The organism is Chryseobacterium ginsenosidimutans (assembly GCF_024807225.1).
GTDB lineage: Bacteria > Bacteroidota > Bacteroidia > Flavobacteriales > Weeksellaceae > Chryseobacterium > Chryseobacterium ginsenosidimutans.
The window spans coordinates 976,643-989,359 of sequence record NZ_JANUCO010000001.1; the positions used below are offsets into that span (position 1 = coordinate 976,643).

At 35.0% G+C, this 12,717-nt stretch carries 15 protein-coding genes; all 15 read left to right on the forward strand.

Annotated features, from left to right (window positions below; genetic code table 11):
* Nucleotides 1–277: 277 nt before the first annotated feature.
* The 15 genes from paaA (at nt 278) to paaZ (ending at nt 12,651) form a co-directional block, all read left to right on the forward strand.
* A complete protein-coding gene (gene paaA / locus J3D55_RS04780) occupies nt 278–1,216 on the forward strand; it encodes a 1,2-phenylacetyl-CoA epoxidase subunit PaaA (protein ID WP_259135029.1) in 939 nt (312 codons plus the stop codon).
* A gap of 113 nt (nt 1,217–1,329) precedes the next feature.
* Complete coding sequence (gene paaB, locus J3D55_RS04785) at nt 1,330–1,611, forward strand: 1,2-phenylacetyl-CoA epoxidase subunit PaaB (protein ID WP_034679196.1); 282 nt, start codon at nt 1,330–1,332, stop codon at nt 1,609–1,611.
* Nucleotides 1,612–1,708: 97 nt separating this feature from the next.
* Nucleotides 1,709–2,458: a 1,2-phenylacetyl-CoA epoxidase subunit PaaC gene (paaC, locus tag J3D55_RS04790; RefSeq protein ID WP_201133287.1), complete on the forward strand. Its 750-nt coding sequence runs from the start codon at nt 1,709–1,711 to the stop codon at nt 2,456–2,458.
* A 180-nt stretch (nt 2,459–2,638) separates the two neighbouring features.
* A complete protein-coding gene (locus J3D55_RS04795; RefSeq protein WP_259128557.1) occupies nt 2,639–2,884 on the forward strand; it encodes a hypothetical protein in 246 nt (81 codons plus the stop codon).
* A 23-nt stretch (nt 2,885–2,907) separates the two neighbouring features.
* Nucleotides 2,908–3,345: a 1,2-phenylacetyl-CoA epoxidase subunit PaaD gene (gene paaD / locus J3D55_RS04800; protein ID WP_374759518.1), complete on the forward strand. Its 438-nt coding sequence runs from the start codon at nt 2,908–2,910 to the stop codon at nt 3,343–3,345.
* A 134-nt stretch (nt 3,346–3,479) separates the two neighbouring features.
* Entirely contained in the window at nt 3,480–4,280 is an 801-nt protein-coding gene (locus J3D55_RS04805) for an enoyl-CoA hydratase/isomerase family protein (protein ID WP_259128559.1), read from the forward strand.
* 126 nt (nt 4,281–4,406) lie between these two features.
* The gene (locus tag J3D55_RS04810; protein ID WP_259128560.1) at nt 4,407–5,537 is read left to right on the forward strand and encodes a 3-hydroxyacyl-CoA dehydrogenase NAD-binding domain-containing protein; all 1,131 of its coding nucleotides are present in this window, start codon (nt 4,407–4,409) and stop codon (nt 5,535–5,537) included.
* A 101-nt stretch (nt 5,538–5,638) separates the two neighbouring features.
* Nucleotides 5,639–5,953 carry a hypothetical protein gene (locus J3D55_RS04815; RefSeq protein ID WP_259128561.1) on the forward strand — a complete coding sequence of 105 codons (315 nt, stop codon included), beginning with the start codon at nt 5,639–5,641 and terminating at the stop codon, nt 5,951–5,953.
* A gap of 2 nt (nt 5,954–5,955) precedes the next feature.
* Nucleotides 5,956–6,369 carry a PaaI family thioesterase gene (locus tag J3D55_RS04820; protein WP_259128562.1) on the forward strand — a complete coding sequence of 138 codons (414 nt, stop codon included), beginning with the start codon at nt 5,956–5,958 and terminating at the stop codon, nt 6,367–6,369.
* A 67-nt stretch (nt 6,370–6,436) separates the two neighbouring features.
* Complete coding sequence (locus J3D55_RS04825; protein WP_259128564.1) at nt 6,437–6,691, forward strand: hypothetical protein; 255 nt, start codon at nt 6,437–6,439, stop codon at nt 6,689–6,691.
* Between the two features lie 61 nt (nt 6,692–6,752).
* Nucleotides 6,753–7,958, forward strand: coding sequence for a 3-oxoadipyl-CoA thiolase (gene pcaF / locus J3D55_RS04830; protein WP_259128565.1), 1,206 nt, complete (start codon nt 6,753–6,755; stop codon nt 7,956–7,958).
* A 132-nt stretch (nt 7,959–8,090) separates the two neighbouring features.
* Nucleotides 8,091–8,684 (forward strand): acyltransferase, encoded by a 594-nt coding sequence (locus J3D55_RS04835; protein ID WP_259128566.1) that lies wholly within the window; start codon nt 8,091–8,093, stop codon nt 8,682–8,684.
* 18 nt (nt 8,685–8,702) lie between these two features.
* Nucleotides 8,703–9,530, forward strand: coding sequence for an alpha/beta hydrolase (locus J3D55_RS04840; RefSeq protein WP_259128567.1), 828 nt, complete (start codon nt 8,703–8,705; stop codon nt 9,528–9,530).
* Between the two features lie 17 nt (nt 9,531–9,547).
* Nucleotides 9,548–10,084, forward strand: a complete 537-nt coding sequence (locus tag J3D55_RS04845) for a DUF3592 domain-containing protein (RefSeq protein ID WP_259128572.1) — start codon at nt 9,548–9,550, stop codon at nt 10,082–10,084.
* Nucleotides 10,085–10,155: 71 nt separating this feature from the next.
* Entirely contained in the window at nt 10,156–12,651 is a 2,496-nt protein-coding gene (paaZ, locus tag J3D55_RS04850) for a phenylacetic acid degradation bifunctional protein PaaZ (RefSeq protein ID WP_259128573.1), read from the forward strand.
* The last annotated feature ends 66 nt before the right edge of the window (nt 12,652–12,717 follow it).

Below are 12,717 nucleotides of genomic sequence, written 5' to 3' on the forward strand. Positions count from 1 at the left end.
TTACAGTATTAATTTTAATACTTGATATTTGGTTTTCATTCGAACTTCATGGTAATTTAAATTACATTAATGGACTTAAAAATGTTGATTTAATTCAAAAGACAATTTGGATTAATTACAATATTGCAGTGTGGATTTTGGTCATTAATTCAATTTATATTTTGGTGTTGACAATTAAAAATTTTGTCTCATTAAAGAAAAAGATTATCGAATAATTATATTAAAACTTGGTAAATAAATTTTAGATTAATAACAATCAAAAATTGAAACAATGGAAATAGATATTGAAAAATTTGTACAATACGTACACGACGAAAATAAAGTAGAACCAAAAGACGTAATGCCCGATGATTACAGAAAATTATTGGTTCGTCAGATTTCACAGCACGCCCATTCTGAGATTGTCGGAATGTTGCCGGAAGCCAACTGGATTTCCAGAGCGCCTTCATTAAGAAGGAAAATGGCTCTTTTAGCTAAAGTTCAGGATGAAGCAGGTCACGGTTTATACTTGTATTCTGCAACAGAAACTCTAGGAAACGGAACGATCAGAGCTGATAGAGACGCAACTTATGATGATATGTTGGAAGGAAAAGCAAAATATTCAAGTATTTTCAACTATCCGACGTTAAGTTGGGCAGATATCGGTGCCATCGGTTGGTTGGTTGATGGAGCTGCAATTATGAATCAGGTAATGTTGATGGGGAATTCTTATGGTCCTTATTCAAGAGCGATGGTGAAAATCTGTAAAGAAGAATCTTTCCACCAAAGGCAAGGTTACGAGATTTTAATGGCACTTTGCCGTGGTACAAAACAACAGAAAGAAATGGCTCAGGCTTCGTTAGATCGTTTTTGGTGGCCGGCTTTAATGATGTTTGGTCCGAATGATGATAGTTCGCCAAACTCTAAAATCTCTATGAATTACAGAGTGAAAAGAGAAAGTAACGATCATCTTCGTCAGAGATTTGTGGATGTTACGGTTTCTCAGGCTGAATTTTTAGGATTAACCATTCCTGACAAAGATTTAAAATGGAATGAAGAAACACAACATTACGATTTCGGAGAACTTCCTTGGGATGAGTTTATGACCATCTTAAAAGGAAACGGACCTTGTAACAAGAAAAGATTACAGACAAAAGTAAAGGCGCAACAAGAAAACCTTTGGGTAAAAGAAGCGGCGGCAGCTTTTGCAGAAAAACAGGAAAAAATTTCAATGTAACAATATACCAATGTAGAAATGTAACAATCAATTTGTCATGCTGAGCTTGTCGAAGCATCTCATTGGTAAACTGGTACATTGATACATTGTTAAATTTAATTTTAATTTTATTTATGGCAAATTTAGATATGTGGGAAGTGTTTATTCAGACTAAACCGGGATTATCTCACAAACACGTTGGAATTGTACAGGCGCCAACAGCAGAAATGGCTTTGCAGAACGCAAGAGATGTTTATACAAGAAGAAAAGAAGGAACTTCTGTTTGGGTAGTTCCAAGTAAATATATTGTGACTTCAGAAGGAATTGATAAAGAAGCTTTCTTTGATCCGGCTGATGATAAATTGTACCGTCACCCGACGTTCTACGATATTCCTAACGATGTAAAAAATATGTAATAAGACGTTGAGATAATAGACCAATAGGTAATAGATAAAATATTCAAGTCTATTCTCTATCAGTCTATCATCTATTTGTCTTCAAATTGATTAAACAATGAACCCATTATATAATTATTTATTAAAACTAGCGGACGACAGTTTCATCATGGGACAGCGTTTGTCTGCTTGGTGCGGTGAAGGTCCTTATTTGGAGGAAGATATTGCATTGACAAACATCGCTTTGGACGAACTTGGACAGGCAAATAACTTCTATGTCTACGCCTCAAGAGTTGCCGATAACGGTAAAAGTGAAGATGATTTGGCATTTTTAAGATACGAGCATGAATATCTGAATGCTCATTTAACCGAACTTCCGAATGAAGATTACGCACAGACGATCCTTAAAGTGTATATTTTTTCTGTCTATCAGAAATTGATGTATGAAGCTTTGTCAAATTCTGCTGATGAAGAACTTTCTGCAATCGCTCAGAAATCTTTGAAAGAAGTAAGATATCATTACACGCATACTGCTTCTTGGATGAAAATTTTCGCTCAGGGAACGGAGGAAAGTAAAACCCGTTTGGTAAAAGCCATCGAAAATGTTTGGGAATATACAAAAGGATTATTCGCAAAAGTAGAAGGAGAAGATGATTTAATTGCTTTAAATATCACTCCAAATGTTGATGAATTGTACAATCAGTTTATCTCAATCACAGAAAAAGATTTTGCAGATTTTGGATTAGAATATCCGACAGATCATTTCATGCAGCCAAAATCAAGAACAGGATATCACACAGAATATTTCGGATTTATACTTTGTGAATTGCAGTATATGCAGAGAGCGTATCCGGGTTGTACATGGTAGATTTTTGAATTTAACAATGTAGCAGTTTATAAATATAACAATTTTAAAAGTGAAATGTTAAACTGTTATTAATCATTCTTATACTTTGTGGACTTAGTTAAGTAGAACGCCTTTGCGAACTTAAAAACGTTTAGTAGTTAAAAAAATCTTAGCGGACTTTGCGTTAAAAATTTTTAAATCTTGAAAAGTAAATATTTTAATAGATTGATTTTAGGATTAATTATTTTAATTCCAATATTTTATTTCGGAATTTTTAATTCAAAAGTCAGCTTACAATATGAAACAAATGATCCTGGAGATTGTGTTTCACAAATTTCAGGAAGAAATTTATGTCAGGATATAGAACAAATGAAAATATTGATTGCTATTGATATTATTGTGATTGTTCTTTTAATGTTGTTTAGGAAAAAAATAATAAGAGATTGAAAAATCCTTTAGAAATATTAGAGATGGTTCCCGATCCGGAAATTCCGGTAATCAATATCGTGGAATTAGGTATTGTAAGAGAAGCAAAAATTACGAGCGAGAATTCTTGTGAAGTAACGATTACACCGACGTATTCTGCCTGTCCCGCTATGTTTACCATCGAGGAAGACATCATCAAATTGATGAAAGAAAACGGTTGGGATGCGAAAGTAGTCACCAAAATGTTTCCGATTTGGACGACAGATTGGTTGACGGATGAAGCGAGAGAAAAACTTCGTGTGTACGGAATTTCACCTCCCGAAAAAGGAGCCGACGAACATCACATCGGGAAACCGAAAAAATGTCCGCGTTGTGATTCTATGCATTCAAAACAGATCAGCAGATTCGGGTCTACGTTATGTAAGGCTTCGTATCAGTGCTTAGACTGTTTAGAGCCTTTTGATTATTTTAAATGTCACTAAAATTAATGTAATAATATAACAATGCGACATTTTACCAATATCTTCAGCATTACATGATAATTGTTACATTGTTAGACTGATAAATTGTTACATTATGACTAAATTAGTACATTATTAAATTAAAAATTAATACGATGTATACACAACTTGATATTGAATCACTTTTTGACGGAAAGCTAAAAATCGCTTATCTGAATCAACCTGACACAATGAACGCGCTTACAAAGCCATCTTTATCAGATCTGAAAGATTTTATTAAAGAATGCAGCGAAGACGAAACAGTAAGATGTGTTGCCATTTCGGGAAGAGGAAGAGCTTTTTGCTCTGGTCAGAATTTGGATGATGCTTTTGTACAGGGCAACGAACACCATGACAACGACATCATCAGAAAAATTGTGGTAGATTATTACAATCCTTTGGTAACGGAAATTACACGTTGCAAAAAACCTGTGGTTGCATTGGTAAATGGTCCTGCAGTAGGAGCTGGAGCAATGTTGGCTTTGATTTGTGATTTCGTTTTAGCGGTTGATAAATCTTACTTTGCTCAGGCATTTTCAAATATTGGGTTGATTCCTGATACAGGTGGAACGTATTTCTTACCTAAATTATTAGGAAGACAATTGGCAAATTATTTAGCATTTACAGGAAAAAGATTATCTGCGGAAGAAGCAAAATCTTACGGTTTGGTGGCTGAAATTTTCAATGAAGAAGAATTCGCTCCAAAATCAATGGAAATTCTTGAAAAAATGGCAAATATGCCGACTGCAGCAATTAAATTAACCAAAAAAGCTTTCGCTCAATCTTACAACAATACATTAAGAGAACAGCTTGAATTAGAAGGTGATCTTCAACAGGAAGCAGCTGAAACAGAAGATTTTAAAGAAGGAGTAAGTGCCTTTTTAGAAAAAAGAAAACCTAATTATAAAGGAAAATAATAAATTAATATAACAATTTATCAATGTAACAATTTACCAATAAATGTAAATGCTTCGGCAAAATTCAATTTTTTGATAAAATTGTTACATTGGTAAACTGATACATTGTTACATTATTTTTAAAATATGAAAGTAGGAATTATCGGTGCCGGAACTATGGGAATCGGCATCGCACAAGTAGCCGCGACGAACGGATGCAAAGTTTGGGTCTATGACGCCAACGCAAAACAAGTAGAAACGGCAACCGTAGGTTTGGAAAAAACATTGACCAAATTGGTTGATAAACAGAAAATTTCGTCAGAAAAGATGGTTGAAATTTTATCTAATATTTCCATTGCTACAGAATTGAAGGACTTCAAAGATTGCGAATTAATCATCGAAGCCATCATCGAAAACAAAGAAATTAAAACCAAAGTTTTCACAGAATTAGAGAAACACGTTTCAGAAAGCTGTGTCATTGGTTCCAATACATCATCCATTTCCATCACCTCTCTGGGTGCAGAACTACAGAAACCGGAGCGTTTCATCGGAATTCATTTTTTCAATCCGGCTCCATTGATGCCTTTAGTCGAGGTTATTCCCTCTTTATTAACAGAAAAATCTTTACCGGAAAAAATCTACAATCTGATGAAAGATTGGGGCAAAATTCCTGTAATTGCTAAAGATATTCCCGGGTTTATTGTCAACAGAATCGCGCGTCCTTACTACGGTGAAGGGTTGAGAATTGTTGAAGAAAACATTGCAACTATAGAACAGGTTGATGAAGCCATGAAAACAATCGGAAACTTTAAAATGGGACCTTTTGAATTAATGGATTTAATTGGTGTTGATGTGAATTTCTCAGTAACAACAACCGTTTACAAAGATTATTTCTACGATCCGAAATATAAACCATCTCTTCTTCAACAAAGAATGTCTGAAGCCAAACTTCACGGCAGAAAAACGGGGAAAGGCTTCTACGATTACACTGAAGGTGTCGAAAAACCTGTTGCTCAAAAAGACGATGCGCTTTATCAACAAATATTTTTGAGAATTATTTCAATGTTGATTAATGAAGCGGTTGAAGCAAAAAGATTAGGTGTTGCTAACGATGAAGATATCGAATTGGCAATGCAAAAAGGAGTAAACTATCCAAAAGGATTATTGGCTTGGGGAAAAGAAATCGGTTATGCAAAAATCTCCGAAACCCTGCAAAATCTTTACGAAGAATATCAGGAAGAAAGATACAGACAAAGCCCGTTACTGCGTAAAATGTAACAATATACCAATCTAACAATGTAGCAATCGCACTGTCATGCTGAGCTTGTCGAAGTATCTTATTGGTAAACTGTTACATTGTTAAATTTTTACTTTAAAAAATGGATATAGACGGATTCCGAGCCGAATTGGAAACAAGGCTTTCGATTGAAAAAGAATATTTAATTCTGGAAATTTCTTCGATGAATGATTATCAGGAAAGACTTGAATTATTAGGGAAATTTAATGAAAAATACAAAGAGCTTATCAAACGATTAGCTGCTGAAAATGGTATTAATTTAAATGCTCCTTATCAAACCGAAGATCCCTCAAATTCAGAAAATCTTTCATACGAGCAAATAATTCTTGGCAAAACCATGAGTATTTATGACAAATTGGTTGATGAATTATATGAAGAAATAACAAGCATAAATTAAAAATGAATCCAAGACAAGTTGCAGAATATATGTTCGATCAGGATTATTTTTCCCAATGGATGAATATAAAGATGATCGAGGTCAAAGAAAATTATTGTTTACTGGAAATGCCCATCAAAAAGGATATGATTAATGGGTTGAAGACGGTTCACGGAGGTGTTACGTTTGCTTTTGCGGATTCTGCATTGGCATTTTCGTCCAACAACACCGGCGATGCGGCAGTTGCTTTAAACTGCATTATTAATTTTACCAAAGCCGGGAAAGAAGGCGATATTTTCAGAGCAGAAAGTATTTTGGTAAATGACACTAGAAAAACCGCTGTTTATGACATTAAAATTACCAATCAAAACGAAGAATTGATTGCGAAATTTGTCGGAACAGTGTATAAAATCGGAAAAAAAGTAGTAGAGCTTTAAAGATAAATTGGATAAGAATAAAATTTTAAAAAAGTTTTCAAGTACTTTTTCCATCGATGGAGAAAAGATGAAAAGTTATTTCGAAGATAATAATCTTGAAAATTTTGATGAAATTTTAAAAGAATTTGAAGATATGCGAACTGATACTTTCAATATCATTTGGAATAAATCTGAGCATTCACAATTTACATCCAAAGAAATTGAAAACTTATCCGAAAAATATTTAAAAGGAAATCATTTTTGGATTGATGAAGAAGGAATAAAGAAAGTTAATAATTATTTATTGTGGATGTCTTGGCATGAAGGAATTTTGAAAAATTAGTAAGCGGTATAAAAAATAAACAGTCAATTTAGCATTGCTAAATTATTATATTAAAAACATTATGAACAACGTATATATCATAGATTATGTAAGAACGCCAATTTCAAAATTATCAGGTGGTCTTTCAGAAGTTCGTGCCGATGATTTGGCGGCGGTTGTCCTTAAAGAAATCGTTGCAAGAAACCCTGAAGTTCCTGTTGAGGAAATTGAAGACGTTATTTTCGGATGCGCCAATCAAGCGGGTGAAGATAACAGAAACGTAGCAAGAATGGGACTTTTACTGGCTGGACTTCCGTACAAAATCGGCGGTGAAACAGTAAACAGATTGTGCGCTTCCGGAATGTCGGCGGTAGCAAATGCTTTCCGTTCGATTGCTTCTGGTGAAGGTGAAATCTACATTGCAGGTGGAGTGGAGCATATGACGCGTTCACCTTATGTAATGTCAAAACCAAGTGCAGCTTTTGGAAGAGATAGTCAGATGTTTGATACGACTTTCGGATGGAGATTTGTGAATCCCAAAATGAAAGAATTATACGGCGTTGACGGAATGGGAGACACCGCTGAAAATTTAGCAGATATGCATAATATCAGCCGTGAAGATCAGGATAAATTTGCGCTTTGGTCTCAACAAAAAGCGACTAAAGCTCAGGAAAGCGGAAGATTAGCGGAAGAAATTGTAAAAGTTGAAATTCCACAGAAAAAAGGTGAACCAAAAATTTTTGATAAAGACGAATTCATCAAGCCAACTTCTTCAATGGAAGGATTAGGAAAACTTCGTCCGGCTTTCAGAAAAGAAGGAACAGTAACCGCAGGAAACGCTTCCGGAATGAATGACGGTGCTGCAGCTTTAATTTTAGCAAGTGAAGAAGCGGTTAAAAAATATGGGTTGAAACCTAAAGCTAAGATTTTAGGATCTTCAGTTGCAGGTGTGGAACCAAGAATCATGGGAATTGGTCCGGTTGAAGCGACTCAAAAATTATTAAAAAGACTTAATCTTTCTTTAGAAGACATGGATGTTATTGAATTGAATGAAGCTTTTGCTGCTCAATCTTTAGCCGTAACAAGAAGTTTAGGGTTGAAAGATGACGATTCCAGAGTAAATCCAAATGGAGGAGCCATTGCGATCGGTCATCCACTTGGAGTTTCCGGAGCAAGAATCATCGGTTCTGCCGCAATGGAACTTCAAAAACAAGATAAAAAATATGCATTGTGTACCCTTTGTATCGGTGTCGGACAAGGCTATGCAATGGTAATTGAAAAAGTATAACTTTTTCAATAATGTAACAATATAGAAATGTATCAATGTAACAATTCCTGTCATTCTGAACAAAGTGAAGAATCTCAATTGGTAAGCTGTTAGATTGATACATTGTTAAATTAATTTTTTAATTAAAAAATTATGAATATTTACTCATATCACGGAATTCGCCCTATCATAAAACCTTCCGCTTACGTTCATCCGCAAGCGGTGATTATCGGAAATGTGGAAATTGGCGAAGAAGTTTATATCGGTCCAAATGCAGTTATTCGTGGCGATTGGGGTAAAATTATCATCAAAGACGGTGCGAATGTTCAGGAAAACTGTACACTTCATGTTTTTCCGGGTATTGAAACCATTTTGGAAGAATCTGCACATATCGGTCACGGTGCGATTATCCATTCTGGGCATATCGGTAGAAATTGTCTTGTTGGAATGAATGCTGTTGTAATGGACAAAGCCGTAATCGGTGACGAATGTATCATCGGAGCATTGGCTTTTGTCCCTGCCAATTTCAGATGTGACGCTAGAAAATTAATTGTTGGAAGCCCGGCAAGAATTATTCGTGATGTTTCCGATGAAATGATTAAATGGAAAACAGAAGGCACAAAACTCTATCAGGAATTGGCAAGAGAAGGAAAAGATGCTATTCTGCCTTGCGAACCATTTACAGAATATGTTCAACAAATTCCTACGAAAGTTGTTGATTACAGCATTTGGGATGATGTGAAATAACCCACTTTAAAATTTAATATGATTAAAAAGATTCTTATTTTCTGCAGTATTTTTTTTGCATTTCAGAGTGTGTTTTTAGCCCAAAATGGAAGTGTAAAACCTTTGACTATTGGAGAAATCAGAACCATAAAGTCTAAAGTTTTAAATGAAGACAGAATTTTAAACATATATCTTCCGCAAAATTTTGATAAAACAAAATCTTATCCAATTATATATCTTTTAGATGGAAGTATGAATGAAGATTTTATTCATGTTACAGGATTGGTTCAGTTCTTTAATCAAATGTATGCAATGCCGGAAACGATCGTTGTTGGAATTGCTAATATTGACAGAAAAAGAGACTTTACTTTTCACACTGATTTAAAAGATTTACAGAAAGATTATCCAACAACAGGACATTCAGATAAATTCATCAGTTTCCTTGAAAAAGAATTGAAACCTTATATCGAAAGTCAGTTTAAAACTACTGATACCTACATATTCGGTCAATCTTTGGGCGGACTTTTAGCAACGGAAATTTTGTTGAAAAAACCTGAAATGTTTGACAATTATTTTATCATCAGTCCGAGTTTATGGTGGGATGATGAAAGTCTTCTGAAACAAGCCAATCAATTATTATCTAAAATTCCTGATACCAAGAAATTTGTTTATGTTTCTGTCGGAAAAGGCGAGCATAAAGTTATGGTAAAAGATGCGCAGGATTTATATGATATTCTTAAAAAATCAAGCAAGAAAAACTGGACGGTAGAATATAAAATGATGGAAACAGACAATCACGCAACCATTCTTCACAGAAGTTTGTATGAAGGGTTGGTGAAATTGTTTCCGTATCAGGAACCGAAATAATACTTTCAAAAGCACAAATGGAGGAAACAAGAAAAGAAAAAATTAAAGGTAATATCATTGTTCTTGTAATGATGGGCTTGTATCTGGGAATTACCGGATATTTTGGTTATCTCACCGGTTCCGGAACAGGAACTAAAGCAAAGTACAAAAAAGAATGTGAAACATTTAAAAAGACTACAGCGGATATAGAATATACCTACGATCAGACAACTCTCAGCAAGGGATCTGTGAAAGTTGATATTAATAAATTTCATTATACGTATGTTGTGAATAATCAGTATTTTAATGCTGATAAAACCTCACTTAAAGACAAACCTGAAAATACGATAGATGTTTGGTATAATCCAAATAATCCTTCTGAAAATGAAATAACAGATCCGTGTAAAGAATATAATGAGGTTAAAGATAGTAAAGAAGGTAAATATTTATGGATATTCCAGATTGTAGGAATCTTGGCAGCTCTTTTAGTTATCTATAATGTATTTTCATTAATAAAAAATATCATTATGCTGGGTGCTGAAACGGCAGGGAAGAAATTCTCAAAGAAAAAATAATCTTAAATAAGTATAACAATCTAAAGATCTATCAGTAATTGGTAAACTGATACATTATTAATTAAAACTATATGGAAAAGTTAAAAAACTATATCTACGGCGAATGGGTAGAAGGCACCGGAAACGGAATTCCTTTGTACAATGCCGTGACAGGAGAGCAGGTTGCTGTTTCGGATACGGAAGGACTGAATTTTGAACAGGCTCTTGATTACGGAAGAACAGTAGGTTACAAAAATCTTTCTTCAATGACATTCTACGATCGTGGAGAAATGTTGAAAAAAGTGGCGCTTTACCTTTTAGAAAGAAAGAAAAAATATTACGAATTATCATATAAAACTGGGGCAACTCACGCAGATTCTTGGGTTGATATTGAAGGAGGTTTTGGTACGTTCTTCACGTATTCAGGGTTGGCAAAGAGAATGCTTCCAAATACTCCGTTTTGGGTGGATGGAGAAACTCAGAAAATTTCTGCGAACGGAACTTTCTTAGGAACTCATATTTTAACGCCGAGTGAAGGTGTCTCTGTACAAATCAATGCCTATAATTTTCCTATTTGGGGAATGTTAGAAAAACTGTCAACTTCATTATTGGCGGGTGTTCCAAGTATTGTGAAACCTTCTCCTTATGGTTCTTATTTGACGAATGCAGTTTTTCAGGATATGATTGAAAGTGGCGTTCTTCCTGAAGGAGCACTTCAATTGGTTTGCGGTGAACCGGGAAATATTCTTGATTATGTTCAGGATGGAGATTCTGTATTGTTTACAGGTTCTGCAACGACGGGTAGAAAATTAAAAGCTTTGCCTTCTGTTTCAGGAAATTCTGTTCGTTTCAATATGGAAGCAGATTCTTTGAACTGTTCGATTCTTGGATTAGATGCAAAACCGGGAACTCCTGAATTTGATTTGTTCATTAAAGAAGTTCGTACGGAAATGACCACAAAAGCTGGTCAAAAATGTACTGCGATCAGAAGAATCATTGTTCCTGAAAACTTAATTGGTGATGTTCAGAATGCTTTGTCTAAAGCTTTAGATCAAACTAAAATAGGAAACCCTTTAAGCAGAGATACAAGAATGGGTTCTTTGGTTGGAAAGCAGCAATACGATGAGGTTTTAAGGAAAGTAAATATCTTAAAAACTGAAAACGAACTTGTTTATGACGGAAAGCATGAGCTTGTAGATGCAAACTATGAAAATGGCGCATTTATGTCTCCGAAATTGTTCTTAAATGATTCTCCTTTCACTAAAAATATCTCTCATGATGTCGAAGCTTTTGGTCCGGTTTCTACGTTGATGCCTTACAAAGATGCGGAAGAAGCGGCTGCGTTGGCAAAAAGAGGAAAAGGAAGTTTGGTAGGTTCAATTGTTTCTCACGACGAGAATTTCGTTGCAGAAACTTCTTGGAAAATGGCTTCTCAACACGGTAGAATTTTCGTGTTAAACAGAGATAATGCCAAAGAAAGTACAGGTCACGGTTCTCCGCTTCCGACTTTGATGCACGGAGGTCCCGGAAGAGCAGGTGGCGGTGAGGAAATGGGTGGTTTGAATGGTCTTCATTTCTTCCTTCAGAAAACGGCAATTCAAGGTTCTCCAGATATTTTAACGGCAATTACAAAAGTATATCAGCAGGGAGCTGAGAAAAAATATTCAGACAAACATCCTTTCCAGAAATATTTTGAAGATGTTGAGGTTGGAGATTCGTTGGAAACAGCAGGTAGAACGGTTACTGATGCAGATATCGTTAATTTCTCGAATGTTTCCTGGGATCATTTCTACGCACATACAGATGCAACGAGCTTAACGGGAACTATTTTCGATAAAACAGTTGCTCACGGATATTTTATCCTTTCTGCAGCGGCTGGATTGTTCGTTTCAGGTAAAAAAGGACCTGTTATTGCGAATTACGGACTGGAAAATTGTTCGTTCTTCAAACCTGTTTACGCTGGAGATACGATCACGGTTTATTTAACGGCAAAAGAAAAGATCAACAGAGGAGTAAAAGGAAGAAATATTCCTTCCGGCGTTGTAAAATGGTTGGTTGAAGTTGTTAATCAAAGAGATGAGATTGTTTGTGTGGCGACCATTTTAACATTGGTGGCGAAACATTCTCCTTTCATCGATTTAAACTTAAAAAATATTCAGAAAGCGGTAAATAGCTTATCTGAAAATACGCAACCAAGTTGGGGTAAAATGTCTCCACAACAGATGATTGAGCATTTGGAACACGGCATTTTGGTAAGCTTAGGCGAACCGGAAGCTGAAAAATGTTTCACTCCGGAAGAGCAGTTGGAAAAATGGAAGGATTCGCTTTACAATCACAGAAAAATGCCGAAAGATTTCCCAGCGCCATTCTTGGAAGAAGATGAAAAATTATTAGACTTAAGACATAAAAATCTTGACGTTGCAAAACAATCTTTCATGGATAGCTTAAAGAAATTTTCAATTTACTACAAAGAAAATCCGCAAGCTGAACATATGAATTTTGTATTCGGAACATTAAATAAAGAAATGTGGGAACTGATGCATAAAAAGCATTTTACCCATCATTTTGAGCAGTTTGGATTGATTTAATTCAAAATAAAATATAAATTTATAGTCCCTTTTGGTTTTTACTGAAAGGGATTTTTAAATTTTTAT

Coding starts and splice junctions, on each gene's coding strand:
- paaB (WP_034679196.1), top strand. CDS start 1,330: ATGGCAAATTTAGATATGTGGGAAGTGTTTATTCAGACTAAACCGGGA.
- paaC (WP_201133287.1), top strand. CDS start 1,709: ATGAACCCATTATATAATTATTTATTAAAACTAGCGGACGACAGTTTC.
- paaD (WP_374759518.1), top strand. CDS start 2,908: ATGGTTCCCGATCCGGAAATTCCGGTAATCAATATCGTGGAATTAGGT.
- J3D55_RS04805 (WP_259128559.1), top strand. CDS start 3,480: ATGTATACACAACTTGATATTGAATCACTTTTTGACGGAAAGCTAAAA.
- J3D55_RS04810 (WP_259128560.1), top strand. CDS start 4,407: ATGAAAGTAGGAATTATCGGTGCCGGAACTATGGGAATCGGCATCGCA.
- J3D55_RS04815 (WP_259128561.1), top strand. CDS start 5,639: ATGGATATAGACGGATTCCGAGCCGAATTGGAAACAAGGCTTTCGATT.
- J3D55_RS04820 (WP_259128562.1), top strand. CDS start 5,956: ATGAATCCAAGACAAGTTGCAGAATATATGTTCGATCAGGATTATTTT.
- J3D55_RS04825 (WP_259128564.1), top strand. CDS start 6,437: ATGAAAAGTTATTTCGAAGATAATAATCTTGAAAATTTTGATGAAATT.
- pcaF (WP_259128565.1), top strand. CDS start 6,753: ATGAACAACGTATATATCATAGATTATGTAAGAACGCCAATTTCAAAA.
- J3D55_RS04835 (WP_259128566.1), top strand. CDS start 8,091: ATGAATATTTACTCATATCACGGAATTCGCCCTATCATAAAACCTTCC.
- J3D55_RS04840 (WP_259128567.1), top strand. CDS start 8,703: ATGATTAAAAAGATTCTTATTTTCTGCAGTATTTTTTTTGCATTTCAG.
- J3D55_RS04845 (WP_259128572.1), top strand. CDS start 9,548: ATGGAGGAAACAAGAAAAGAAAAAATTAAAGGTAATATCATTGTTCTT.
- paaZ (WP_259128573.1), top strand. CDS start 10,156: ATGGAAAAGTTAAAAAACTATATCTACGGCGAATGGGTAGAAGGCACC.